The sequence below is a fragment of the Pantoea sp. X-Soil-MYKO-1785 genome (assembly GCF_059730675.1).
Window position 1 is genome coordinate 307,948 of record NZ_AP036000.1, and the last position, 25,887, is coordinate 333,834.

At 55.8% G+C, this 25,887-nt stretch carries 23 protein-coding genes; 15 read left to right on the forward strand and 8 right to left on the reverse strand.

What is annotated here, in order from left to right:
• The first annotated feature begins 175 nt into the window (after positions 1 to 175).
• Entirely contained in the window at positions 176 to 730 is a 555-nt protein-coding gene (gene ssb1 / locus AC6I8D_RS01375) for a single-stranded DNA-binding protein SSB1 (RefSeq protein WP_031375511.1), read from the forward strand.
• Between the two features lie 87 nt (positions 731 to 817).
• On the opposite strand, the gene AC6I8D_RS01380 is transcribed toward ssb1, so the two are convergent.
• Entirely contained in the window at positions 818 to 1,348 is a 531-nt protein-coding gene (locus AC6I8D_RS01380) for an isochorismatase family protein (protein ID WP_312056328.1), read from the reverse strand.
• 127 nt (positions 1,349 to 1,475) lie between these two features.
• On the opposite strand from AC6I8D_RS01380, the gene AC6I8D_RS01385 reads away from it, so the two are divergent.
• Together AC6I8D_RS01385 and AC6I8D_RS01390 are read left to right on the forward strand one after the other, a co-directional pair.
• Positions 1,476 to 2,303 (forward strand): AraC family transcriptional regulator, encoded by an 828-nt coding sequence (locus tag AC6I8D_RS01385; protein WP_031375509.1) that lies wholly within the window; start codon positions 1,476 to 1,478, stop codon positions 2,301 to 2,303.
• Between the two features lie 75 nt (positions 2,304 to 2,378).
• A complete protein-coding gene (locus tag AC6I8D_RS01390) occupies positions 2,379 to 3,338 on the forward strand; it encodes a DMT family transporter (RefSeq protein WP_312056331.1) in 960 nt (319 codons plus the stop codon).
• A 924-nt stretch (positions 3,339 to 4,262) separates the two neighbouring features.
• Here the strand turns inward: AC6I8D_RS01390 and AC6I8D_RS01395 are convergent.
• Positions 4,263 to 4,658, reverse strand: coding sequence for a transposase (locus tag AC6I8D_RS01395; RefSeq protein WP_031375507.1), 396 nt, complete (start codon positions 4,656 to 4,658; stop codon positions 4,263 to 4,265).
• 525 nt (positions 4,659 to 5,183) lie between these two features.
• Between AC6I8D_RS01395 and AC6I8D_RS01400 the strand changes: the two genes are divergently transcribed.
• The gene (locus AC6I8D_RS01400; protein ID WP_312056332.1) at positions 5,184 to 6,440 is read left to right on the forward strand and encodes an oligosaccharide flippase family protein; all 1,257 of its coding nucleotides are present in this window, start codon (positions 5,184 to 5,186) and stop codon (positions 6,438 to 6,440) included.
• 8 nt (positions 6,441 to 6,448) lie between these two features.
• Positions 6,449 to 7,399 carry an ATP-grasp fold amidoligase family protein gene (locus AC6I8D_RS01405; protein WP_094122158.1) on the forward strand — a complete coding sequence of 317 codons (951 nt, stop codon included), beginning with the start codon at positions 6,449 to 6,451 and terminating at the stop codon, positions 7,397 to 7,399.
• 92 nt (positions 7,400 to 7,491) lie between these two features.
• Here the strand turns inward: AC6I8D_RS01405 and AC6I8D_RS01410 are convergent, their stop codons facing one another.
• Both AC6I8D_RS01410 and soxS read right to left on the reverse strand, forming a co-directional pair.
• Positions 7,492 to 7,773, reverse strand: a complete 282-nt coding sequence (locus AC6I8D_RS01410) for a YjcB family protein (protein WP_046288557.1) — start codon at positions 7,771 to 7,773, stop codon at positions 7,492 to 7,494.
• A 253-nt stretch (positions 7,774 to 8,026) separates the two neighbouring features.
• The gene (gene soxS / locus AC6I8D_RS01415) at positions 8,027 to 8,452 is read right to left on the reverse strand and encodes a superoxide response transcriptional regulator SoxS (RefSeq protein ID WP_031375503.1); all 426 of its coding nucleotides are present in this window, start codon (positions 8,450 to 8,452) and stop codon (positions 8,027 to 8,029) included.
• Between the two features lie 100 nt (positions 8,453 to 8,552).
• Between soxS and soxR the strand changes: the two genes are divergently transcribed.
• The 4 genes from soxR (at position 8,553) to AC6I8D_RS01435 (ending at position 13,252) form a co-directional block, all read left to right on the forward strand.
• Entirely contained in the window at positions 8,553 to 9,038 is a 486-nt protein-coding gene (gene soxR, locus AC6I8D_RS01420; protein WP_312056333.1) for a redox-sensitive transcriptional activator SoxR, read from the forward strand.
• A 39-nt stretch (positions 9,039 to 9,077) separates the two neighbouring features.
• A complete protein-coding gene (locus tag AC6I8D_RS01425) occupies positions 9,078 to 9,743 on the forward strand; it encodes a glutathione S-transferase family protein (RefSeq protein ID WP_312056371.1) in 666 nt (221 codons plus the stop codon).
• 362 nt (positions 9,744 to 10,105) lie between these two features.
• Positions 10,106 to 11,455: an NCS2 family permease gene (locus AC6I8D_RS01430; RefSeq protein WP_312760388.1), complete on the forward strand. Its 1,350-nt coding sequence runs from the start codon at positions 10,106 to 10,108 to the stop codon at positions 11,453 to 11,455.
• A gap of 147 nt (positions 11,456 to 11,602) precedes the next feature.
• Positions 11,603 to 13,252 carry a Na+/H+ antiporter gene (locus AC6I8D_RS01435; protein WP_312056335.1) on the forward strand — a complete coding sequence of 550 codons (1,650 nt, stop codon included), beginning with the start codon at positions 11,603 to 11,605 and terminating at the stop codon, positions 13,250 to 13,252.
• Positions 13,253 to 13,296: 44 nt separating this feature from the next.
• On the opposite strand, the gene AC6I8D_RS01440 is transcribed toward AC6I8D_RS01435, so the two are convergent.
• Entirely contained in the window at positions 13,297 to 14,199 is a 903-nt protein-coding gene (locus AC6I8D_RS01440) for a LysR family transcriptional regulator (protein WP_312760386.1), read from the reverse strand.
• A 103-nt stretch (positions 14,200 to 14,302) separates the two neighbouring features.
• On the opposite strand from AC6I8D_RS01440, the gene AC6I8D_RS01445 reads away from it, so the two are divergent.
• From AC6I8D_RS01445 to AC6I8D_RS01455, 3 genes are all read left to right on the forward strand, one after another.
• A complete protein-coding gene (locus AC6I8D_RS01445) occupies positions 14,303 to 14,728 on the forward strand; it encodes a CidA/LrgA family protein (RefSeq protein WP_312056338.1) in 426 nt (141 codons plus the stop codon).
• Entirely contained in the window at positions 14,721 to 15,422 is a 702-nt protein-coding gene (locus AC6I8D_RS01450) for an LrgB family protein (protein ID WP_312760384.1), read from the forward strand. Before AC6I8D_RS01445 ends, AC6I8D_RS01450 begins: the two co-directional genes overlap by 8 nt.
• Before the next feature lie 142 nt (positions 15,423 to 15,564).
• Entirely contained in the window at positions 15,565 to 16,110 is a 546-nt protein-coding gene (locus AC6I8D_RS01455; protein WP_031375496.1) for a YfaZ family outer membrane protein, read from the forward strand.
• A 72-nt stretch (positions 16,111 to 16,182) separates the two neighbouring features.
• Here AC6I8D_RS01455 and actP read toward each other — a convergent pair whose 3' ends face one another.
• The 3 genes from actP to acs form a co-directional block, all read right to left on the reverse strand.
• A complete protein-coding gene (actP, locus tag AC6I8D_RS01460; protein WP_312760382.1) occupies positions 16,183 to 17,838 on the reverse strand; it encodes a cation/acetate symporter ActP in 1,656 nt (551 codons plus the stop codon).
• Complete coding sequence (locus AC6I8D_RS01465) at positions 17,835 to 18,164, reverse strand: DUF485 domain-containing protein (protein WP_312760380.1); 330 nt, start codon at positions 18,162 to 18,164, stop codon at positions 17,835 to 17,837. The genes actP and AC6I8D_RS01465 overlap by 4 nt, the downstream gene beginning before the upstream one ends.
• 140 nt (positions 18,165 to 18,304) lie before the next feature.
• A complete protein-coding gene (gene acs, locus AC6I8D_RS01470) occupies positions 18,305 to 20,260 on the reverse strand; it encodes an acetate--CoA ligase (RefSeq protein WP_312056342.1) in 1,956 nt (651 codons plus the stop codon).
• Between the two features lie 585 nt (positions 20,261 to 20,845).
• Between acs and gltP the strand changes: the two genes are divergently transcribed.
• The 3 genes from gltP to murP all read left to right on the forward strand — a co-directional run bounded on the left by gltP (position 20,846) and on the right by murP (position 25,801).
• Positions 20,846 to 22,147, forward strand: a complete 1,302-nt coding sequence (gltP, locus tag AC6I8D_RS01475; RefSeq protein WP_312056343.1) for a glutamate/aspartate:proton symporter GltP — start codon at positions 20,846 to 20,848, stop codon at positions 22,145 to 22,147.
• A 1,312-nt stretch (positions 22,148 to 23,459) separates the two neighbouring features.
• Positions 23,460 to 24,371, forward strand: coding sequence for an N-acetylmuramic acid 6-phosphate etherase (murQ, locus tag AC6I8D_RS01480; RefSeq protein ID WP_497819543.1), 912 nt, complete (start codon positions 23,460 to 23,462; stop codon positions 24,369 to 24,371).
• Positions 24,371 to 25,801: a PTS N-acetylmuramic acid transporter subunit IIBC gene (murP, locus tag AC6I8D_RS01485; protein WP_312760374.1), complete on the forward strand. Its 1,431-nt coding sequence runs from the start codon at positions 24,371 to 24,373 to the stop codon at positions 25,799 to 25,801. Before murQ ends, murP begins: the two co-directional genes overlap by 1 nt.
• Positions 25,802 to 25,887: the final 86 nt, after the last annotated feature.

Sequence of the window (25,887 nt, forward strand, 5' to 3'; positions counted from 1 at the left end):
GAATAAACGCATCATTATGGCACAAAAAATAGACTGAATAAATATCCAGTACTCTTTGCCTTTTGGCGGCGGATGATTAAAATTGGAACCCCGCTCTAAAGTGGGAAACAGTCAGCAGGACGTGTTAGAATTGATCGTTTAGACTTTCAGCATTAACTCATCGGGAGACAGCAACATGGCCAGTCGTGGCGTTAACAAAGTGATTCTTGTCGGGAATCTGGGTCAGGATCCGGAAGTACGTTATATGCCAAATGGTGGCGCTGTTGCCAACATTACGCTGGCTACGTCGGAAAGCTGGCGCGACAAGCAGACCGGTGAAAACAAAGAGATCACTGAGTGGCACCGTGTGGTGCTGTTTGGCAAACTGGCTGAAGTCGCGGGTGAATACCTGAAAAAAGGGTCTCAGGTCTATATCGAAGGCCAGCTGCGCACCCGTAAATGGCAGGATCAGGGTGGCCAGGAGCGTTACACCACCGAAGTGGTGGTTAACGTCGGCGGCACCATGCAGATGCTGGGCGGCCGTCAGCAGGGCGGTAACGCCGGTGCATCAGCAGGCGGCGCGCAGGGCGGCGGTAACAACAACGGTTGGGGCCAGCCACAGCAGCCGCAGGGCAGCAATAATCAGTTCAGCGGTGGCGCGCAGTCCCGTCCGCAGCAGCAGCCTCAGAGCGCACCTGCCAGCAACAACAACGAACCGCCAATGGATTTTGACGACGATATCCCGTTCTGATCCGCGTAACAGCGTGACGTTGATAGCGAACAGGCCCGGTTTATACCGGGCCTTTTTATTGCCTGTCATAGCGGCTGCACATACAGATCAGCCGCGGGACGCCCATTCGGTCAGGATTGCGTCACAACTCAGCACGCGCGGCACGTTGCCGGGTATCAGCAGCGACGACCACACTTCATTATGCTGGCCTATCAGCTGTTCCGCGCTCACCCAGCGGCGATCGGCGGTGGTATGCGCATCCGCCGCCACGGTGATGCGATAGCCGGCACTGGCACCGACTTTAATGGTGGTGTCCAGGCAGTAGTCTGTGGCACAGCCGCAAACCACAAATTCCTTCACCGCCAGCGTCTGAAGCAACGCAGCCAGGCCGGTCTGCCAGAAGCTGTCACAGGCCGTTTTAATGATAAAATGCGCGCCGGCAGGCTGGTGGATCTCGGGTAACAGCGCAAAAGCATGACTGCCTTCAGGCAGACTCTCTTCGGTGTGCTGGATAAACACCGTGACATCGGCCCGTTCAGTCAGACGATTTATCTGTGCCACTCGTCCCTCCCTGTCAAAACGCGGCGTAGCGAACACGCCATTTTGCATATCTATAACCAACACCACCCGCTGTGCCATGCTTGATCCTGTCGCGATGGAAAAAAGCAGTGTTGCCCGGGGCGCGCTAGATGGATAGCAATATTTTGCATTTTATCGCCCATCACAGGCATGCTGAACCATCTGTCGGTTAAATGAGGAGAGTGAAGTGGAGGGCGTTCCGGCTATTTTTCCCTGCGAGACAGATCGCGCGCAGTTTCAGCAGCTGTCTGAGTTACCCGGTGTGGAACTGTATCAGGCTCACATCTCTCGCTACGCCTTTGAACCGCATACGCATGAAGCCTTTGGTATCGGCACTATAGAAGCTGGCGCGCAGCGCTTTCGCTATCGCGGCACCCAATACACCGCCCCCAAAGATTCGCTGGTGATGATGAATCCGGATGAACTGCATACCGGGGAATCCGCCTGCGCCGAAGGCTGGCGTTATCAGATGATCTATATCCAGCCACAGTTAATGGATGAGCTGACCGGCGATCGCGGCTGGTGGTTTAATGAGGCGCTGCTGACTGATTCCCGCCTGGCCCAGCCGCTGTCGCGCACCCTGGCGGCACTGTGGCAGGCGGACTCGGTGCTGGCACGTCAGGGATTGCTGTCGGAACTGTTGTTGCAGATTCGGCCGCTGGCGCGGATGGCGTCGTCCGCCCGGCTTCAGCCAGCGCATCGCTTCGATAAGGTACGTGATTATCTGCGGGAAAACCTGGCGCAACCGGTGCGTCTTGAGGAGCTGGCGGCGCTGGCAGCGTTATCGCCCTGGCACTTTTTACGTGCCTTTCGTCAGCATTATCATGTGACGCCGCATCAGATGCTGATGGCCTTTCGGCTGTATGATGCCAAACAGCGGCTGGCGCAGGGGGAGAGTGCAGCCAGCGTGGCGGCCGCGGTGGGACTGACCGATCAGGCACACCTGACCCGCGCCTTCGCCAACCGGTACGGCATTACTCCGGTCCGCTATCAGAAACAGGTGCGCCAGGCCTGAGAATCGCAATCTGCTACAAGCCTTTCCTGCCTCATTTCGCCACACTGCGCCAGACAAACGATTAAGGGAAAAATTATGCTCGCTGGCGTACTGTTTGCTGTAACCGCAGGTCTGATGTGGGGACTGATCTTTGTTGGCCCGTTGCTGGTGCCGGACTATCCCGGAGCGTTGCAATCGGCTGGCCGCTATGTCGCCTTTGGCCTGATTGCGCTGCCGCTGGCGTGGCATGACCGCCGTCGATTGCAGCGGCTGGTTGTGGCTGACTGGCGGGAAGCGGTAAAGCTTTCGCTGGTGGGCAACCTTCTTTATTACGCCTTTCTCGCCAATGCCATTCAGCGCACTGGTGCGCCGGTCTCGACCATGATTATCGGTACGCTGCCGGTGGTGATCGCCGTCACCGCGAACCTCTGTTACGGTCACCTTGAAGGGCGCCTGCCGTGGCGGCGGCTGTTTCCTGCCTTGATACTGATGGCGGCCGGGCTGGTGTGCGTGAATGCTGCCGAGTTGCAGGCCCATGGCAGCACGCTGGACCCTGGCCGGTATCTCACCGGGATTGTGCTGGCGATGCTGGCCGTGGTGTGCTGGACCTGGTATCCATTGCGTAACGCGCGCTGGTTGCGCACGCATCCTGAACATCGGCCTTCTACCTGGGCTACAGCGCAGGGGCTGGTCACGTTGCCGATGGCGCTGGTGCTGTATGCGCTGGTCAGCGCTCAGCTCGCCTGGCAGCAGCCTGACTTCACGCTGCCGTTTGGGCCGCATCCTCAGGTCTTCATTCCGCTAATGCTGGCAATTGGTCTGCTCTGCTCCTGGCTGGGGACGCTGTGCTGGAATGCCGCCAGCCAGCGTTTACCCACCGTATTGATGGGGCCATTGATCGTTTTTGAAATCCTCTTTGGCCTTTTGTGGACTTTTCTCTGGCATCAAAGCTGGCCGCCGCTGCTGACCGTGGCCGGCATAATTTTTCTGATGGCGGGCGTGCTGTGGGCGATGCGGATAAAACCGCAACCGCTGGTGGTGGCGATCAACGAGTAACGCTGCCAACGGATAATCTTTGTTCTGTCGCGCGATCAGCGGTCCGTGCGGCTTTTTAAGATTAAGTCGCATTCCGATTCGAACGATTTTGCACCCATTTTCACTACGTAATCGATTTCATAGCTCCCACCAGTCCGGACAGACCGCGTCATCTTTCCGCTGCTGACGACAAGCCCAGGCTAAAAAACAGCCAGGGCGGGTCAGAATCAGATCCTTTTTGTTGTATAACGCCGGGGCGGTGGTTGAAATTCATCCATTAATGAGGCGAATTTCGGCCAGATAATGGCGATTATGTGATTAACCCCCTGCTGTTATTGCCCTATGGACCTGAAGAACGGCGACTAAAAACCACTATTAACTTCATTCATTGATAAAAGAGTAAGAGAATTCCGCCGCTGCGTTTTTATTTAAAGGTTAATGTCTGGCATCATTGATGCGCACTCAGGGTGCAAAATGAGTAGGCACATCACGTTAGTGATAAGCATCAATAAACTATTTATCCTGGATTAATCCTGGGGAAAGTTTTGTCAGATAACACTACTGAGCAATTAAAGCGTAACCGCAAAAATGGCGATTAGATCCATCATTAACTTAAAGGGGGAGAGGGTATTCTTTGCGTGATGTTTAAGTCGGCTTAATGAACCTGACTGTAATTAGTTCCGAAGATTAGCCGAGCTTACCGAACAAATGAGAGATCCCAATCCCGTCGAAACGGGATTGGGAGAGGGGAAAGGTGCGTAGAATGCGAGACTTTTGCTGTTGTGAATCAATTTTACCGCAAAAAAAGAAGCTTAGCCGTGAAGCCATTCATTAGTTATAAATGGAGCGGAAAAGGGTGCCGCAATTGTCCTGTTAAATGATCTTCATCTCTTCTGGTAAGAACAAATCTCAGCGTTAAGTCTAAAAAGCGCGGTAGCATTGGGTTTAACGGTTCTCTGTGCCTGACGGATAATGGTAAACACTGCGGCTGATATCTAATAAACGGCAGCTGCGACGGGTGCCGATGTCGAAAGTGCTCTGCAGGAAGTCGACGGCCTGACGTTTCTCATTCGTGGTAAAGAAGTTCTTCAGGACGCTTTGCAGCATCTCCTTATCCGAGTTCAGGGTTTGCAGTTCACGGGTGAGATTCTGTAGTTTTTCCTCCAGCTCTTTGATTTTTCTGCCTTCTTCAGAAGACAGCCCAGAAAACTTCTTCTTCCAGCTGTAGAAAGTTGCTTCAGAGATACCCAGCTCTTCGCATATCTCTCTGACTTTTACGCCCGATTCAGAAGCTTTAATGGCATTTGTGATTTGATCTTCGCTGTATCGTGACTTTCTCATAAATGCTCTTACCTTTCTTATCGATTAATGGATGAGAATGACTTTAATAATTCCTGGCACTGTAAGTTTCTATTAATGCAGTATTAAAGTGTGCGTATTGAATTGCGAAGGTTAAATTAAGATATTTAGAATAAATATCATCATGGGATAAATCTTATTTTATTCCGATCAGGGGGGCGCGCCTTCCTGGAGGCGGTTTTTTGTTATAAATTCATCGCATCCCAAATACGAAAAAATTCTACGTACGTTGGATATTTAGCATAACCGACTTGATTAATTCAGCGGTTATGTCTCATGAAGATTGCACTATTTTCAGCCTGAAATCGTTTCCAGACGAACCGATTCGCGCCAAATATAATAAGAATTATCCTGAAGTTATTCTCCGGATCATGATTTGATTCTCAATTTTCGGACCAGTTTGGTTTGAAGTCTTACATTTTCGCCAGGCCCACTGAGCGCTTATTAATTCGTTACAGGGATGTTGTACCGAAGCGGTTGTAGTTGAGTAATACTAAGGAAGAGTCGATGAAATTGAGCGTAATGTCGAATGCCGCCTGGATGATGTCTGAGAAGATCATCTCCGTGTTTGGCGTCATCTTTGTGACTTCTTACGTGGCGAAATCCTTTGGCCCAACGGTGTTTGGCCAAATGGCGTTTTCAACCTCACTATTTGCAATGGTGCAAACCGTGGCAATCTTTGGCACCGAAACCATTCTGTTTAAGCGTGTCAGTAAAAATGCGTCGAAAGGCTTACGCCTGATGACCATCGCGCGAACCCTGCGCATGGTGCTATTACTGCTCACCTCGGTGCCAGTCTTAATCTGGGTCTGGTACAACATGCAGGAAAACTTCCTGGCATTTGCACTGGCCTCATTTGTTGCCTCAGTTTTTGTCACTCAGGATACGTTCAGCGTTTACAACAATGCGCGTCTTGCCTCGCGTCTGAACACCATTGCCAATGCGGTCGGCATGCTGCTGAGTTTCGCTATCAGCTTCACCGTCGCCTGGCTGCGTCTCAATCCGCTGTGGCTGACGCTGTCGATTGTGGCGGTGACGCTGGTGCCTTACCTGATCAAGCGGCACAACTTTTATCAGGAACATCAGGATCAGATGCCGCCGCGTGAAAAGCGCACCGCCTATCTGCGCTACCTGATGTATGCCGGCCTGCCGCTGGCGATCTCCAGCATCTTTATTTCTGTGCAGGTTAAAGCGGCGCAGATGTTCCTGGCAGGCACCGCCCCGGCGCGCGATCTCGGGCTGTTTGCCGCGGCCAATACCATTTCCGCCTCGTGGATTTTCATCCCGGTGGCGCTGATTACCTCCTGCTTCACTGAAATCTTCAGAGAACGTGGCGAGGTGGCGATCAAGCTGGCCGCGCGGCTCAATGGCTACGTTATGGGTGTTTCATTGCTGATGCTGCTGGTCATTTCGTTATTCGGCGAACAGATCATTATCGCGTTGTATGGTCCGGAATTTACACAGTCAGGAAGTCTCATAACGTTGCTGTCGATAGCGACCAGCTTTTCGGCAATGGGGACAGTAGCTTATCGCTACATGGTTAAGGAGGGAGGGTTTAACTATCTGCTGAAGAAAATCATTTGTCTGATGGTCATCAGTTTGCCGCTCTCATGGTGGTTGATTCAGGGCCACGGCATCATGGGAGCCGCGTGGAGCGTTTTCCTTTCAGAGCTTTTGTCCCTGACCGTCATGAATTACTTCTTTAAAAACGGCGTCATTCAAAAGATTCAAGTTTCCTCACTCAACTACAAAACCTACAAATGAGGTCCGATATGCTCAAGTTGAAAGAAGAACTCAGAAGAAGTGTGCAGTACTTTATTAAGAAGATGCCCTGGGCGTACCAGGACCGCATCTACTACTTCCACAAGTTCAGAAAGCTGCCCAATCTGCGTCAGCCAAAAGTGTTCAACGAAAAGGTGTTGTACCGTAAATTTGTCTATGGCGATTACCAGAACTATGGCCGCCTGTCGGACAAATATTCGGTGCGTGAATTTATTGCCGAAAAAATCGGTAATGAATACCTGATTCCGCTGGTACACGAAACCACTGACCCGACCACGCTGAACAGCTTACCGTGCTGGAAAGGGACGGTGATTAAGCCGAACCACGCCTCCAACATGGTGGAGATTCTGCTGGAAGAGCCAGACGCGCTGCGCAAACAGCAGATTATTCACGACTGCTACCGCTGGCTGAAGACCGACTTCGCTAACGAAGCACGTGAGATCCACTATCGCTACATCAAGCCGCGTATCCTGGTGGAGAAATACATCGGTGATGGCAAAAGTGCGCCGATCGATTACAAGTTCCACATGTTCAACAAGCGTGATGGCAAGTTCGAATATGTGCTGCAGGTGATCTACAACCGCTGCCAGCCGCTGCTGTCGATGAACTTCTACGTGAATAACCTCAATGAGGCGTTTCACAAGATTCGCGATACCGGTCTGGATGTCTCGCCGATTCTGCCGTCACTGCAACATGCGCTCGATCTGAGCAAAAAGCTGGCCAGTGATTTCGATTACGTGCGGGTCGATTGGTATATCCATGACGAACAGATCTATTTCGGTGAACTCACTTTCACGCCGGGTGCAGGCCTGGTGACCGGATTGGATCGCGGTTTAAACCAGATGATGGGAGATATGTGGATTCAGGACCGCCGCGGAACGCAGAGACCGGGCGTCACAGTGCAGGATGTTAATATCCCTGCCATGTTGAAGAAAGTTTAAGCACACACAGCAATGTAAAAAACCCCGCTAAGCGGGGTTTTTTATTGGCAAAAATCAGGCGATCAACGCAATAGTGTCAGGGTGTCATTCGATCAGGGCATCGGCCATTCAGCAGGCGCCTGACTCATCACGTCGATGAAGGCGTGCTTAGAGATTTCCATGAAGTTATGCACGTTTTCCATGCTCAGGGTAATCCCCATCAGACCGGTGACGAACCAGCAAGTCATGCCTAAACCAATCCCGCCACACATGAACGCCATCACATGGTGACTATCCTGACGCAGTTTGGTTTTCAGGGTGCTGGCGAAAAACATCATTACGGCGCTCAACAATTCCCAACGCATAACAAGAAGACTGGTGGTTAACGTAGCCATCGGCCGGACCTCAATATCAGTAAGTATTCCTGACAGTTTGCGGACATCACCGGCGGCGGAAAAGCGTGTCAGGAAGTGCTTTAGCGCCGTCAACCCAGGTTCATAGTGTGACTTGGCTCACATTATATCACCCGATTTGAAATTTTGAACAAAATTTGACACTGGTATGGCAGGAAATTGTTGCAGATATGAACAGCGAGAAGGGCAAATCAGAGAGGCGATCAGGCACGCCCGAAGACGGGCGTCCTGACAGTTAACGGACCGGGCAGCACTCGCCGGTGGTGCGCTGGGTAAAGCTGGCCATGCTGTCATTGCAGCCGAAGCTAAGCAGGCGAGGGCGCTGAATCGCCTGACGGCGCATGGTGTGACGGTAGGCGGTAGGCGTCTGCGAAAACTGGCGGCGAAACACCCGCGAGAAAGTCTGCTGCGAGTCATAGCCGTACTGCATCGCGATATCAAACACCGGGCGTTGGGTCTGAGACAGCGCTTCGGCTGCCAGCGTCAGGCGGCGTTCACGGATATAGCCGCCAAGCGTCTGTTTGGTGACGGTACGGAACATCCGCTGCAGGTGCCATTTCGAATAACCCGATTTTGCTGCCACTTCATCAATGGACAAACTTTTGTCCAGATTCTGGTCAATCCAGTGCGTCAGGGAATGAATGATCTCTTCTTGCATCATGGCCTCATCCTTCTGGTGCTTAATAAGCGGTAATGGGAGTTTAGTCGTTTTGATGGGATGCGAGTATAATTCCTCAAGTTAACTTGAGGTAAAGAGCCAGATGAAAAAAGATCGCAACTACCCCAAACCGGTATTAACGCCGGGCGAAGTGGCGCGCCGCAGCGGTGTCGCGGTGTCAGCGCTGCACTTCTATGAAACCAAAGGGCTGATATCCAGCACCCGTAACGGCGGTAATCAGCGGCGTTACAGTCGTGATGTGCTGCGACGCGTGGCTATCATCAAAATTGCGCAACGCATCGGTATTCCGCTGGCGACCGTCAGCGACAGCCTTGAGCATATTCCGGCCAATAAGCGGATGTCTGCCCCAGAATGGGACGCCCTGACTCAGCACTGGCGCGAAGAGCTGGATAAGCGTATCGAAACCCTGACCCGGCTGCGCAACGACCTGGATGGCTGCATCGGCTGCGGCTGTCTGTCGATGCGCGACTGTCCGCTGCGCAATCCTGGCGATCGGCTCGGTCAACAAGGGTCGGGAGCGGTGCTGCTCGACCCGGAACAGGACGGCAACCATCCGGACCCGGAGTGACGTCTATACTGGTGGAAGGTCAACACACAGGGAATCATGATGATCACCGTTCACCATCTTGAGCAGTCACGTTCACATCGGGTGCTATGGCTGCTGGAAGAGCTGGAAGTGCCGTATCAGATCAAACGTTATCAACGCGAGCCGACCATGCTGGCGCCCGACGCGCTGAAAAAAGTGCATCCGCTGGGCAAATCACCGGTGATTACCGATGAAAACCGGGTGGTGGCGGAATCCGGGGCGATTCTCGAATATCTGGAACAGAAATATGACCACGAGTTCCGGCTGAAACTCAGTGACGAAGAGTCGTTGTTGCAGTCGCGCTACTGGCTGCACTACGCCGAGGGTTCGCTGATGCCGCTGCTGGTGATGAAGCTGATCTTCGGACAGATGGGGAAAGCGCCGGTGCCCTGGCTGCTGCGCCCGGTTGGCGCGGCGTTTGGCAAAGGGGTGCAGAAGGCCTGGCTCGATAAACAGCTGCAACCGCATATGAAAATGATTGAGCAGCATCTGGCGGCTAATCCGTGGTTCGCCGGTCAGCGCTTCAGTATCGCCGACATTCAGATGAGCTTTCCGCTGCTGGCCCTGGCGCAACGTGTCGGGATGGAGCAGATGCCAGCCAGTCAGAAGTGGCTGCAAACCGTCCAGCAGCGCGCCGCCTGGCAGCGGGCTATCGATCAGGGCGGTGAACTCTCTCTGCCAGGTTAATCCTCCCTCTGCTGGCACTCCGTTTTTTTTTCGTGCGGTGCTGCCAGCCGTTCAGCGTTTAAAAATGCCTGTAACTTCAACGCCTCAGCCGATGCGGCCAGCCGCTGCCTGGCTGAAAACGGCCGTCACCACCTGATCTTTATGCTGATTAATGTCCTTCCGCCAGTTGAAAATGTGCCGGTAAACGCCGGATAATCGTTTGCCTTTTTATCTGGCGGTCCTTTGACTGCCAACTATCTGCGGCAAGGTAAACGTTTGCCTGGCGGAATTACTCCATCAGCGCAGCCGGATTACCCGCTTATTTCAGGGACAGCGACGGTCGCAGAGCGATCCACACTACAAAAAATCTTTGAGGCTCAACTATGTCAATTGAATCACGCCCGGCCAGTGGAAAACTGGACGCCTGGTTCGCGATCTCGGCGCGCGGCAGCAGCGTGCGTCAGGAAATTCTGGCCGGACTGACTACTTTTCTGGCGATGGTCTATTCGGTGATTGTGGTACCAGGCATGCTCGGTAAAGCCGGTTTCCCGCCAACCGCGGTATTTGTCGCCACCTGCCTGGTGGCCAGTTTCGGCTCGATCCTGATGGGGCTGTGGGCTAATCTGCCGATGGCGATTGGCTGCGCCATTTCGCTGACCGCCTTTACCGCCTTTAGCCTGGTGCTGGGCCAGCACATCAGCGTACCGGTCGCGCTCGGCGCGGTGTTCCTGATGGGGTTGCTGTTTACCCTGATCTCGGTGACCGGCATTCGGGCGTGGATCCTGCGCAACCTGCCAATGGGCGTGGCGCATGGCACCGGCGTCGGAATTGGATTGTTCCTGCTGCTGATCGCGGCGGATGGCGTCGGTCTGGTGGTAAAAAACCCGGCACCGGGTTTGCCGGTTGCGCTGGGTCAGTTTGCTACTTTCCCGGTGATCATGACGCTGCTGGGACTGGCGGCGATTTTTGGCCTGGAAAAACGGCGGGTACCGGGCGGCATTCTGATGACGATTATCGCCATTTCGCTGCTCGGGCTGATCTTCGATCCGGCGGTGAGCTACAAAGGATTGTTTGCTCTGCCGAGCCTGCGTGACGCCAGCGGTCAGTCGCTGGTGTTCAGCCTCGACATCATGGGCGCGTTGCAGCCGGTGGTGCTGCCGAGCGTGCTGGCACTGGTAATGACCGCAGTATTTGACGCCACCGGCACCATTCGCGCGGTGGCGGGGCAGGCCAATCTGCTGGATAAGCAGGGCCAGATTATCAATGGCGGTCGCGCCCTGACGACCGATTCGGTCAGCAGCCTGTTTGCGGGCCTGGTCGGCGCGTCACCTGCGGCGGTGTATATCGAGTCAGCGGCCGGTACTGCGGCGGGCGGCAAAACCGGCCTGACCGCCATTGTGGTCGGCCTGCTGTTTATGGTGATCCTGTTTATGTCACCGCTGGCCTGGCTGGTACCGGCTTACGCTACCGCACCCGCGCTGATGTATGTCGGTCTGCTGATGCTGAGTAACGTGGCGAAAATCGACTTTAATGATTTCGTCGACGCGATGTCCGGCCTGTTAACCGCGGTGATTATCGTACTGACCTGCAACATCGTCACCGGCATCATGATCGGTTTTGCCTCACTGGTGGTCGGCCGCATTTTTGCCGGCGAATGGCGCAAGCTGAACCTCGGGACGGTGCTGATCGCCGTGGCGCTGGTGACGTTTTACGCCGGCGGCTGGGCGATCTGACTGTTCAACCGGGCGTGCAGCAGTGCGTCCGGTATTTTTCACTTTTTTCCCGCCAGCCGCACGCGTAGCTGACCCTTCAGGCTTCGGTTTGTTTTACACTTTAGCGCTCAACAATGATTGAAAGATAACGACGCGCCTAAGGAAAGCATGGAAATCTTTTTTACTATTCTCATCATGACGCTGGTGGTGTCGCTCTCTGGCGTCGCTGCCCGTATTTTGCCCTTTCAGATCCCGTTGCCGCTGGTGCAGATCGCCGCTGGCGCACTGCTGGCCTGGCCCACTTTTGGTCTGCATGTAGATTTTGACCCGGAACTTTTTCTGGTGCTGTTTATCCCGCCGCTGCTGTTTGCTGACGGCTGGAAAACGCCCATCAGCGAGTTCCTGCATCATGGCCGCGAGATTATTGGCTTAGCGCTGGTGCTGGTATTGATTACCGTGGTCGGCATTGGCTATCTGATCTACTGGATGGTGCCCGGCATTCCGCTGATCCCGGCCTTTGCGCTGGCGGCGGTGCTGTCTCCGACCGATGCCGTGGCGCTCTCCGGCATTGTCGGCGAAGGGCGTATCCCAAAGAAAATCATGTCGATAGTGCAGGGCGAAGCCCTGATGAACGACGCGTCAGGTCTGGTATCGCTGAAATTTGCGGTCGCCGTCGCGATGGGCACCATGGTATTTACCTGGGGCGGTGCCAGCGTCGAATTCCTGAAAGTGGCGATTGGCGGTCTGATCGCCGGTGTAGCGGTCTGCTGGCTGTACGGTAAATCGCTGCGCCTTCTCAGCCGCTGGAGCGGTGACGACCCGGCCACCCAGACCGTGTTGCTGCTGCTGCTGCCGTTCGCCTCTTACCTGATTGCGGAACATCTCGGCGTGTCAGGTATCCTGGCGGCCGTCGCGGCGGGGATGACCATCACCCGTTCCGGCATTATCCGTCAGGCACCGCTGGCGATGCGCCTGCGCGCCAATAGCGTCTGGCAGATGCTGGAGTTCGTGTTCAACGGCATGGTGTTCCTGATGCTGGGCCTGCAGCTGCCCGACATTCTGCAAACCTCGGTGGATCAGGCCAATGCCGATCCCAACGTCGAGCTGTGGATGCTGTTCGCTGATATCGGGCTGGTCTATCTGGCGCTGATGCTGGTGCGTTTTGGCTGGCTGTTTATCATGCAGCGCTTCAGCAAACGCCTGCTGAAGAAGAAGCCGCTGGAGTTCTCCAACTACTCGCTGCGTGAACTGCTTATCGCGTCCTTTGCCGGCGTCCGCGGGGCGATTACCCTCGCCGGTGTGCTGTCGATTCCGCTGTTCCTCAGCAACGGTGATCCGTTCCCGGCGCGTTATGAGCTGGTGTTTATCGCCACCGGGGTGATCCTGTTCTCACTGCTGGTCGGAGTGGTGATCCTGCCGATTCTGCTGCGCGGTATTGATACCATTGATAAAGGTGCGCATCGTCGTGAGCTGCAAAATGCCCGCGCGGTAATGGCCAGCGTGGCGATTGAGAGCCTGCATAAGATGGAAGCGCGACTGGAAAAAGAGTCGGACCAGAACATCGATCCGGAACTGCTGAAAGAGGTGAGTCTGCGGGTGATCGGCAACTTACGCCGCCGCGCTGAAGGGAAAAACGACCTTGAGCACGCGCTGTTCGCGGAGAACCTGGAGCGCCGCTTCCGCCTGACCGGCCTGCGTGCCGAACGGGCCGAGGTCTACCATCTGCGCGCGACCCAGCAGATCTCCAATGAGACGATGCAGAAACTGCTGCACGATCTCGACCTGCTTGAAGCATTACTGATCGAAAAAGAAGAGTAAGCCTCTGCCGGCCCGCTGCACCGCCTGTGCAGCGGGCCGCCGGTTCAGACCGACAGGCGCGGTGCCTGGTCTGGCCAGTGTTCGCGGCAGCAGGCGATCCACGCCTGGGCGCTGCGCGACAGATAGTTACCTTCACGCCAGATCAACCCAAGACTCCACTTCAGCTCCGATTCCAGCGGTAGCCACAGCAGTGACTGTTTATCCAGTCGCTGACAGATGGGTTCCGGCAGGATCGCCAGCCCCATCTCCGCCTGCACCATCGCCGCCAGAAAATCCCACTGACCGCTGCGAACCGCTACCGTTGGCGTCAGATTCTGACGCTGAAACGCCTGCATCAGCTGTCGGTTCAGCGAAAACTCCTCATTAAAAATCAGCAACGGATGCTGCGCCAGTTCGGCCAGCCCAATCTGGCGGCGACTCAGCCACTCTGGCCGACGCGGCAGCAGCACGCACAGCGGGTGATGCATCAGCGGCAGAGTATTCAACGGCAGTTCTGCATCGACCGGCAGCGCCGTCAGGGCGATATCAAGGCTGCCGGCCAGCACCGCCTGCTGCACGGTCAGGCCGCCGAACTCAGAGATTTTCAGCTTCACGCCGGGATAACGACGGCGAAAGGCGGAGATCGAACCGGCAATCTGCATGCCGACCATTGGCGGAATACCGAGCCGCAGTTCACCGGTCTTCAGCTGGTTAATGTCGCCGATCTCCGCCTCAAGCTGATGGAACTCCTGCAGAATCGCCACGCCACGCTGATAGACCGCCTGGCCGCTGTCGGTCAGGTGCAGGCGACGGCCATCGCGCAGGATCAGGGTACAGCCCAGCTCTTCTTCCAGCTGGCGTAGCATCTTGCTGATGGTCGGCTGGGTGACGAACAGTTTTTGCGCCGCGCGGGTGAAACTCTGCTGGCGTACCACTTCGGTAAAGTAACGCAGGGCACGAACGTCCATAACTATTCCTTTTCGGCATGATTCCAATAATATTAATTCATTTTTTTCACCTTCTGTTGGCGATTTATACTGTCCTCCTGAATTTAAACGGGGAGAAAAGGCGATGGCATTCGCAATCAGTTCACGCAGACCCAGCCGGCTGCACTGGCTCAGCCTGCCGCTTCAGCTGGGGTTGTACATCGGCGTCTTTGTCGCCTGCGAGCAACTGGTCAACTGGCTGCACCTGCCGCTGCCCGCCAATATTGTCGGCATGGTGCTGATGCTGGTGCTCATCGTCACCCGGATCGTGCCGCTGAGCTGGGTTAAAGCGGGCTCCCGCTGGTTACTGGCCGAGATGCTGCTGTTCTTTATTCCGGCGGTGGTGGCGGTGGTGAATTACGGCGACCTGCTGCGGGTGGACGGCTGGCGCATCTGCGTGGTGATTGGCGTCAGCACACTGCTGGTGCTGGCCTCGACGGCGCTGGTGGTTGATCGGCTCTACCGCTATGAAATCGCGCGCGCTGCACGTAAGCAGGCCAGCGATGCGTGATCTGATCATCAGCCTGTTGTGCGTGGCGGTGACGCTGCTGGTCTACGCGCTGAATAAACGGCTTTATCGCCGCTGGCGCACGCTGCTGCTGATGCCGCTGGTGATGACGCCGGTGGTGCTGGTGGCGCTGCTGCTGCTGACCCACATCAGCTGGCAAGACTATATTGCTGAAAATCACTGGTTACTGTGGCTGCTGGGTCCGGCGACGCTGGCGTTTGCGGTACCGGTGTATGAGAACGTAGCCATCATTAAACGCCACTGGCTGTCGCTCAGCGCCGGGGTGCTCACCGCCACGGTGGTCGCGGTGTGCAGCTCAGTGTGGCTGGCGCGTCTGTTAACGCTGCCGGAGTCGATTCAGCGCAGCCTGGCGGTGCGCTCCATTACCACGCCGTTTGCGCTGGCGGCAGCCGGGCCGATAGGCGGTCAGCCGGATCTGGTGGCGCTGTTCGTGGTGATCACCGGCGTGTTTGGCATGGCGGTCGGCGATGTGCTGTTTCTGCGGATCGCCATTACGCAGGGCGTGGCGAAAGGGGCAGGATTAGGCGCCGCCTCGCACGGTGCCGGTACCGCCCGCGCGTATCAGATGGGCCCGCAGGAGGGCGTGGTGGCCAGCCTGGTGATGATGCTGTCCGGCGTGGTGACCGTGGTGCTGGCCCCGCTGATTGGCCACCTGATGTGGGCGATACCGGCCTGACCGGCGTGTCGTGCGGCCAGCCGTGGCGCGACACCGGACCGGTGACACGTATTTTTACGTAAAGCTTGCTAAATAATGTTGTCTCCGCGTTTCAGACTGTTAACCTTGCGGCCGAATTAATTGTCCTTCACGGAGTGGAATCATGTTTAAGCAACTTGTTACCGGGAGCGCACTGGGCCTCGTTTTACTGAGCGGCGCAGCTCAGGCAATCGAAGGCAGTGTTGACGTCAGCGAGCACAACACCAACCTGAATGTCGGTCTCGGCACCACAACCCCAGGCCTGTTTCTGAAAGGCAACTGGCTGCGCAGCGACCATGACGGCAGCACCTACGGTGCCGGTCTGGGCTACAACGTTGATTTCGGACCTCTGCGTCTGGCGCCGACCGCAAAAGCGATCTTCACCCATCCTGAAGATGGAAAAGATGGATTTGCGGTGGCGCTGGGTGGCGCAGCGCAATACAACTTCAACAGCATGTGGGGTCTGTATGGCGAGTATTACTACGCGCCAGAATCTTTCACCGATCAGCTCGACAGCTACCAGGAAGCGGGCGGTGGCCTAAGCTTCACTCCGATTTCACTGCTTAACCTGCGCGTCGGTTATCAGTACATCGAGCTGAACAACAAAGATGGCCGTAAAGATAACGTGCTGGTCGACGGTCCGTACGTCGGCGCATCGCTGCGTTTCTGATTCTGCTGATGCAGAAAAAGGGCGGCACCCTGTGGGGGGCCGCCCTTTTTTTATCTCGCGCTTAACTGAAAACTAGTGCGCTCTGCCCTGATCGATGCCGGAGCCGGTCTGCGAACGGATAAACTGCATCCGGAAGCGTGAACGCTCCTCCGCGCCCTGCTGCGAATGATCGGTCACTGAGAACAGCCAGGTGCCGATAAACGCAATCGCCATGGAGAACAGCGCCGGATACTCATACGGATAGATCGGCTTAGCATGACCCAGCACCTGTACCCAGACCGTCGGTCCGAGGATCATCAGCAGCACGGCGGTAAGCAGCCCCAGCCAGCCACCGACCATCGCCCCGCGCGTGGTCAGCTTTGACCAGTACATCGACAGCAGAATAATCGGGAAGTTACAGCTGGCGGCTATCGAGAAGGCCAGTCCGACCATGAACGCGATGTTCTGCTTCTCAAACAGAATGCCCAGCGCAATCGCCACCACGCCCAGTACCAGCACGGTGATTTTAGAGACCCGCAGCTCATCACGTTCGCTTGCCTGACCTTTACGGTAGACGCTGGCGTAGAGGTCATGCGAGACCGCCGAGGCACCGGCCAGCGTTAAGCCCGCTACCACCGCCAGAATGGTGGCAAAGGCCACCGCCGAAATAAAGCCGAGGAAGGTACTGCCACCCACCGCGTTAGCCAGATGTACCGCTGCCATATTGGTGCCGCCAATCAGCGCGCCGCTGGCATCTTTAAAGGCTGGATTCGCGCCGACCAGCAAAATCGCACCGAAGCCGATAATAAAGGTCAGGAAATAGAAGTAGCCCATAAAGCCGGTGGCCCAGAACACGCTTTTACGCGCCTCTTTGGCATCGGCCACGGTAAAGAAACGCATCAGAATATGCGGCAGGCCGGCGGTACCAAACATCAGTCCCAGACCGAGTGACAGCGCCGAGATCGGATCCTTCACCAGCCCGCCCGGTTGCATAATCGCAATCCCTTTCGGATGGACCGCCATCGCTTCGGTAAACAGCGTATTGAAGCTAAAGCCGGTGGTCTTCATGACCATCACCGCCATAAAGGTGGCACCAAACAGCAGCAGCACCGCCTTGATAATCTGCACCCAGGTGGTGGCCAGCATGCCGCCAAACAGCACATACATCACCATCAGAATGCCGACCAGTATTACCGCCACGTGGTAGTTGAGGCCAAACAGCAGCTGAATCAGTTTACCGGCACCGACCATCTGGGCAATCAGATAGAGCGCCACCACCACCAGCGAGCCGCAGGCGGAGAGGGTACGGATCGGTTTCTGCTTCAGGCGATACGAGGCGACGTCGGCGAAGGTGTAGCGCCCCAGATTACGCAACCGTTCGGCAATCAGAAACAGAATCATCGGCCAGCCGACTAAAAAGCCGAGCGAGTAGATCAGACCGTCATAACCGGAGGTATATACCAGCGCCGAGATGCCAAGGAACGAGGCGGCAGACATAAAGTCGCCTGCCATCGCCAGCCCATTCTGAAAGCCGGTAATATTACCGCCCGCGGTGTAATAGTCGCTGCGCGAACGGGTACGCTTCGACGCCCAGTAGGTAATGCCCAGCGTGGCCCCGACGAAAATCACAAACATGACGATCGCCTGATAGTTAACCGCCTGACGCTGCACCGCGCCGGTAATCGCATCGGCGGCCAGCGCCGAAAACGGCAGCAGCGCCGCCAGTATCCATAAGCAGAGACGCATCATGATTTCACCTCGCTCAGGATCGCTTTGGTCAGCCGGTCAAACTCGCCGTTGGCGCGCCAGACGTAAATGCCGGTCAGCACAAACGACATGACAATCAGTCCGACACCGATCGGAATACCGCGGGTCACGTTGGTTCCTGGGTACAGTGGCGTACCGAGCCAGCCAGGAGCAAAGGCGATCAGCAGGATAAAACCGACATACAGCACCAGCATGATCAGTGATAGCAGCGTGGCGAACGCCTGGCGCTTACCGACTAATTCATGAAAGCGGGGATTACGTTCAATCTGTTGATAGATTGCATCCTGTTTCGAAAGGGCGTCATTCATCACATTTTCTCCAGAGGTCTTGCAGGCATAAACCTCACGCCAGAGCGCGGGTTCGGCTGGTAATTTTATTTGTGACTACAGAAACACACTGCGTAGGGCGGGCAGGGCGGGAAATGATCTTCCCGCCGGATAAGGTGCGCTTAAGGCATTTTGATCGACTGTTTCTCCTCAAGCAGTTTTTCCACTACGCCAGGATCGGCGAGAGTAGAGGTATCGCCGAGATTGCTGGTATCACCGGTGGCGATTTTGCGCAGAATACGGCGCATGATCTTGCCGGAGCGGGTCTTCGGCAGCGAGTCGGTCCAGTGCAGTACATCCGGGGTGGCAATCGGGCCGATCTCTTTGCGTACCCAGTTACGCACTTCGGTATAGAGTTCGGGCGACGGCTCCTCGCCGTGGTTCAGGGTGATGTAAGCGTAAATCGCCTGGCCTTTAATGCTGTGCGGTATACCCACCACGGCGGCTTCAGCAATTTTCGGGTGCGACACCAGCGCCGACTCAATCTCGGCGGTGCCAAGACGGTGGCCGGAAACGTTGAGCACGTCATCCACACGACCGGTGATCCAGTAATAGCCATCCTCATCACGACGCGCGCCGTCGCCGCTGAAGTAGACATTTTTAAAGGTGGAGAAGTAGGTTTGTTCAAAGCGCTCATGGTCGCCATACAGCGTACGGGCCTGACCCGGCCAGGATTCGGTGATCACCAGATTGCCTTCACAGGCGCCTTGCTGCGGCTGGCCTTCATTATCCACCAGCGCCGGTTGTACCCCGAAGAACGGTTTAGTGGCCGAACCCGCCTTGAGTTCGGTCGCGCCCGGCAGCGGGGTGATCATGAAGCCGCCGGTTTCAGTCTGCCACCAGGTATCGACGATTGGGCAGCGGCTGTTGCCGATTTTCTTGTAGTACCACTCCCAGGCTTCCGGGTTAATCGGTTCGCCGACTGAACCCATGATGCGCAGGCTGCTGCGGTCGGTACCCTCGATCGCTTTATCACCTTCGGCCATCAGAGCGCGGATCGCGGTAGGCGCGGTATAAAGCAGCGTCACCTTATGTTTATCCACCACTTCCGCCATGCGGCTCGGGGTTGGCCAGTTCGGCACCCCTTCAAACATCAGGGTCGTCGCGCCACAGGCCAGCGGACCGTAAAGCAGGTAGCTGTGGCCGGTGATCCAGCCGACGTCGGCGGTACACCAGTAGACGTCGTCCTGATGGTAATCGAAGACAAATTTAAAGGTGGTTGCCGCGTAAACCAGATAGCCGCCGGTGGTGTGCAGCACCCCTTTCGGCTTACCGGTCGAGCCGGAGGTATAAAGAATAAACAGCGGATCTTCCGCTCCGACTTCGGCTGGAGAATGGTTGGTGCTGGCATTCAGCATCAGCTCATGCCACCAGCGGTCACGACCTTCGACCCAGCCGATATCATTGCCGGTGCGCTGGAACACCACCACGTTTTTCACGCTGGTGACGTTAGGGTTTTTTAACGCATCATCGACGTTCTTCTTCAGCGGAATGCTGCGACCGGCACGCACTCCTTCGTCGGCGGTAATCACCAGCGAGGCGCTGGAATCAACGATCCTGCCAGCCACGGCTTCCGGCGAAAAGCCGCCGAAAATCACCGAATGGACAGCACCGATACGCGCACAGGCCAGCATCGCCACGGCGGCTTCAGGCACCATTGGCATATAGATCGCCACCACATCGCCTTTCTTTACCTTGAGCAATTCCAGCACGTTGGCGAAACGACAGACTTCAGCATGCAGCTGGCGGAAGGTCAGGGTTTTGCTCTCACTGGCGTCGTCGCCTTCCCAGATAATCGCCGGGTGGTCGCCACGGGTCTGCAAATGCCGGTCAAGGCAGTTTGCCGCCAGATTGAGCGTGCCATCTTCGTACCAGCGAATGTCAATGTTGCCTGGCGCAAATGAGCAGTTTTTCACTTTGCTGTAGGGCTTGATCCAGTCGAGGATTTTGCCCTGTTCGCCCCAGAACGTATCTGGATCGGCGACAGATTGCTGATACATCGACTGATACTGTTCAGCGGTGATCAGCGCGTTTGCTGCAATATTCTCTGGAACAGGATGTTTATGTATTTGGCTCATGGCGGATCTCCTTGAAGTTGTTAATGATATGTCAATCAATGGTTAATTAAAGCCCACCATGAGGCTTTGTTTCTTTTTTGCGCCGTAGATCACGCCCTCAACAGCGCACACAGTAAGGGGGTCATCAAGCAGGAATCAGCGATAAGTCCCTGCTTGATATAGGGAATAAAGGTGTAACTTTTTGTGTTTGGCTGTGTTTAAAAAGCGAGCAAACGCGCCGGGCGAGTTTTTGCGCAATCCTGCATAGCTATGCGTTAATTCATCGAACTAATACTTTTCATAACAGCAGGTTAGGGATTTGCGGCTGGCGCAGCATTTTATGCTACTCAGATGGTGAAGTTTTAAACGAAGACGCCAAGGGTTGCATTTACCACAGTGAAAATGGTACTTATCTCGCCCCTGTTCTGCAGGTATCAACTCAGACCGCGTCTGAAAATGGGTATGGGAATCATCAGATTTTCGTGCGAGGCGCTGTCTCCAAACACCCTCTAATTTACCGGGCTTTTTGCTCACTTCCCTGTGTGTATTGTCTTCTGCACCTTCGCAGTAGAGAGAAACGGGTTTTGACTGAGGAAATTACGCGTTATGAAAGGTTTTAAAATCAGCCTTGCCTGGCAGATTCTGATAGCCCTGGTGCTTGGCATCGTTGTGGGTGCCGTGCTGCATAATCAGCCAGACGATCGTGAATGGTTAGTCACCAATATTCTCAGCCCGGCGGGCGACATCTTTATTCACCTGATAAAGATGATTGTGGTACCGATCGTGATCTCATCACTGATCGTCGGCATTGCCGGCGTCGGCGATGCCAAAAAGTTGGGGCGCATCGGCGTCAAAACGATTCTCTACTTTGAAGTGATCACCACCCTTGCCATTGTGGTCGGGATTACCCTGGCCAACGTATTTCAACCCGGCACCGGCATCGATATGTCAACGCTGGCAACGGTGGACATCTCTAAATACGAAGCCACCACCGCAGAAGTGCAGGGCGGTCCGCACAGCCTGGTCGCCACCATTCTGTCGCTGATCCCGCAGAACATTTTCGCCTCGATGGTGAAAGGTGACATGCTGCCGATTATCTTCTTCTCGGTGCTGTTTGGCTTAGGCCTGTCATCGCTGCCGTCAGAACAGCGCGATCCGCTGGTGAACCTGTTCCGTGGCATCTCTGAAACCATGTTCAAAGTGACGCACATGATCATGCGTTATGCGCCGGTCGGCGTGTTCGCCCTGATTGCCGTCACCATCGCTAACTTCGGCTTCGCCTCGCTGTGGCCGCTGGCTAAGCTGGTGCTGCTGGTCTATGCGGCGATTCTGTTCTTCGCTTTTGTGGTGCTGGGCGGGGTTGCGCGCTTCTGTAAGCTGCGTATCACCACGCTGATGCGCATTCTGAAAGATGAGCTGATTCTCTCGTACTCCACCTCCAGCTCAGAGACGGTATTGCCGCGCATCATGCAGAAGATGGAAGCCTACGGCGCGCCGAAAGCGATCACCAGCTTCGTGGTGCCGACCGGTTATTCGTTTAATCTTGATGGCTCAACCCTGTATCAGAGTATCGCCGCCATCTTTATCGCTCAGCTGTATGGCATCGATCTGTCGCTGAGCGACGAGATTATTCTGGTGCTGACGCTGATGGTCACCTCGAAAGGCATTGCTGGCGTACCAGGCGTCTCCTTCGTGGTGCTGCTGGCGACGCTGGGCAGCGTTGGTATTCCGCTGGAAGGGCTGGCGTTTATTGCCGGTGTCGACCGTATTATGGACATGGCGCGTACTGCCCTGAACGTGATTGGTAACGCCCTGGCGGTACTGGTCATTGCCCGCTGGGAAAACCAGTTCGACGCCGAACAGGCGAAAGAGTATGAACTGCAACTGCGCACTCAGACCGCCAGTTAATCGCACTACTTAATAAAAAAGGCTCAACGAAAGTTGGGCCTTTTTTGTTTTCCGGGCAATGCAGATAACGGCAGCCACGCGTCTCAGCTGCACACCGACCCCGGGAGCTTTTTCAAAGCGACACAAAAGTCCGAAGGAAGAAAAGGTTCACCCGATGAGTAAAGCGTCCCGCGGCAGGGAATGCGCGGGCCGAGCGTTAAAGTTTGGCCTTTTTTATTCTGGTGCAATGCAGAGAACAGCATCATCACGTCTCAGCCGCACACCGACCCCGGGAGCTTTTTCAAAGCGACACAAAAGTCCACAGGAAGAAAAGGTTCACCCGAAGAGTAAAGCGTCCCGCACCAGGGAAGGTGCGGGCCGAGCGTTAAAGTTTGGCCTTTTTTATTCTGGCGTAATGCAGAGAACAGCATCATCACGTTTCAGCCGCATACCAAACCCGGGAGCTTTTTAAAGCGACACAAAAGTCCGAAGGAAGAAAAGGTTCGCCCGAAGAGTAAAGCGTCCCGCGGCAGGGAAGGCGCGGGCCGAGCGTTAAAGTTTGGCCTTTTTTATTCTGGCGTAATGCAGAGAACAGCATCATCACGTTTCAGCCGCATACCAAACCCGGGAGCTTTTTAAAGCGACACAAAAGTCCGAAGGAAGAAAAGGTTCGCCCGAAGAGTAAAGCGTCCCGCGGCAGGGAAGGCGCGGGCCGAGCGTTAAAGTTTGGCCTTTTTATTCTGGCGTAATGCAGAGAACAGCATCATCACGTTTCAGCCGCACACCGAACCCGGGAGCTTTTTCAAAGCGACACAAAAGTCCACAGGAAGAAAAGGTTCACCCGAAGAGTAAAGCGTCCCGCGGCAGGGAAGGCGCGGGCCGAGCGTCAGGGATGACGAATGCGTCTTTACGATCGGGTGAATCTTTTCTGACCTTGCACCCGGTGTAAAGCGCGCTTCTGGCGGTCGTCTTTACGATCGGGTGAATCTTTTCTGCCCCTGCCCCCGGAGTAAAGCGCGCCATGACAAACGCCTTCACCATCGGCTGAATCTTTTCTGACCTTGCACCCGGCGTGAAGCAAGCGCGTTCCTGGCACGATCGGCTGAATCTTTTCTGCCCCTGCATCCGGTGTAAAGCGCGCCATGGCAAACGCCTTCACGGTCGGATGCATCACTCATCCCCATCACCTAACCTGAAGGGGACGCCCGCCCGCCAGAATCCTCGCTTTATTTGATCCCTCTTCGCATCCATGCAAAAAAGATCTCACCCACGAATTAATCATTCGTTATGATGGGCCATCTATTGAATAAATTATTCCTATGCGGAGCCTGTTATGAAAATTGACCTCAGCCAGATGATCACCGAAGGCCGTAATCCTGCCAGTCAGAACATTGACGAGCTGTCGACCGAAGCGATGTTGCGCGTCATTAATGACGAAGATAAGAAGGTGGCACTGGCGGTTGAAGCGATTGTGCCGCAGATAGCCGACGCGGTTGACGCCATCAGCGCTGCGTTTCAGGCCGGTGGACGCCTGATCTATTGCGGTGCAGGAACGTCCGGGCGACTGGGTATTCTGGATGCCAGCGAGTGTCCGCCGACCTTTGGTACGCCGCGGGAACAGGTGGTTGGACTGATCGCCGGCGGCCATCGGGCGATTCTACAGGCGGTAGAAAATGCTGAAGATAACCGGGCGCAGGGCGCACAGGATCTGCGGGATATCAACTTCAGCCGCGAGGATGTGCTGGTCGGTATCGCGGCCAGCGGACGCACGCCTTACGTCCTTGGCGCGCTGGAGTATGCCGGTCAGCTCGGTGCCACCACCGTCGCTCTGACCTGTAATCCCGACAGCCCGATGTCGCAGGCCGCGGCGATTGCCCTGACGCCGGTCGTGGGACCCGAAGTCGTCACCGGCTCGTCACGCATGAAGGCGGGCACCGCCCAGAAGCTGGTGCTTAACATGCTGACCACCGGGGCAATGATCCGCAGCGGTAAAGTCTACGGCAACCTGATGGTAGATGTTGAAGCAACTAATCAGAAGCTGGTACAGCGCCAGGTGAACATCGTCAGGCAGGCAACCGACTGTGATGAGGCCACCGCCAGCACTGCACTGAACGCCTGTGGCGGGCACTGCAAAACGGCCATTCTGATGGTACTGGCCGGGCTGAGCGCTGATGAAGCGCAGGCGCTGCTCGCACAGCATCAGGGCTTTATCCGCCATGCCCTTCAGGCAGCGGGAGCACGCTGATGGCGAAAATTACCGATGCACTATTACGCGACATTTTGCAGGCGGTCGGCGGGGCGCAAAATATCGCCAACTGCGGCAACTGCATGACGCGACTGCGGCTGACGCTCAATCAACCTGAACGGATCGATCTCACCCGGCTGAAAAGCCTGCCGGGTGTGCTGGGGGTGATCGACAGTGACGCCCAGTTGCAGATTGTGCTCGGCCCCGGCAAAGCGCAGACCGCAGCAGAAGGGATGCAGACCTTACTGGCACAGGGTGAAGCACCTGCGCTCAGCGAACTGGCCGCACAGCACAAGCAGCAGATGAAGGCTAAACAGACCAGCGGCCTGCATCAGTTTCTGTCGCGCTTCGCCACTATATTTACCCCACTCATTCCCGGCTTTATCGGCGCGGGCTTACTGCTGGGATTTGCCACTCTGCTTGAACAGAGCCTGCACCTGAATGCGCCGGGCGAGCACGCGCCCTGGCTGCTGCACAGCGTGGCGTACATGAAAGTATTCGGCAAAGGACTGTTCACCTTCCTCAGCATCCTGATCGGCTATAACGCCCAGAAAGCCTTTGGCGGCAGCGGGGTGAATGGCGCGATCATCGCCTCACTGTTTGTTCTCGGCTACGTCCCGACCGCCACGGTCGGCTACTACAGCGGGATGGAAAGCTTTTTCGGCCTGACTATCGACCCGCGCGGCAATATTATCGGCGTGCTGCTGGCGGCCATTATCGGGGCGTGGATTGAAAAGCAGATCCGCAAAATCATCCCGGATAATCTGGATATGATCCTCACCTCGATGTTTACCCTGCTGATCACCGGTGCGATTACTTACCTGCTGATTATGCCGCTGGGTGGCGAACTGTTTAAAGGGATGTCCTGGCTGTTCATCCACCTGAATAACAACCCCTTTGGCTGCGCGCTACTGGCCGGGCTGTTCCTGATCGCGGTGATGTTTGGCATTCATCAGGGCTTTATTCCGGTCTACTTCGCGCTGATGGAAACCCAGGGATTCAATTCACTGTTCCCGATACTGGCGATGGCCGGGGCAGGCCAGGTCGGCGCTTCGCTGGCGCTGTGGTGTAAGGCAGAAAAAGGGGCGCTGCTGCGGGCGCAAATCAAAGGGGCGATTGTGCCAGGGCTGCTCGGGGTAGGCGAACCGCTGATTTACGGCGTCACGCTGCCGCGGCTCAAGCCGTTTATCACCGCCTGTGGCGGCGGGGCGCTGGGCGGTTTCTTTATCGGCCTGGTGGCGTGGCTGGGCTTACCGATCGGCATGAACACCGTGTTTGGCCCGTCGGGTCTGGTCACGCTGCCGCTGATGACCTCCAGCCAGGGCATTTTTGCCGGCATGGCAATCTATCTGGTGGGGCTAATGGTGGCATGGGTCGGAGGATTCCTCCTGACCTGGTGGTTCGGTACCCGTAATGTGGATCTCAGCTGAGCCGGGAATACCGCCGGGTCGCTACCCTCCAGTGACGCTAACGAATGACATGACGCGAAAATGTGAAAGCCGCTGCAAAGCGGCTT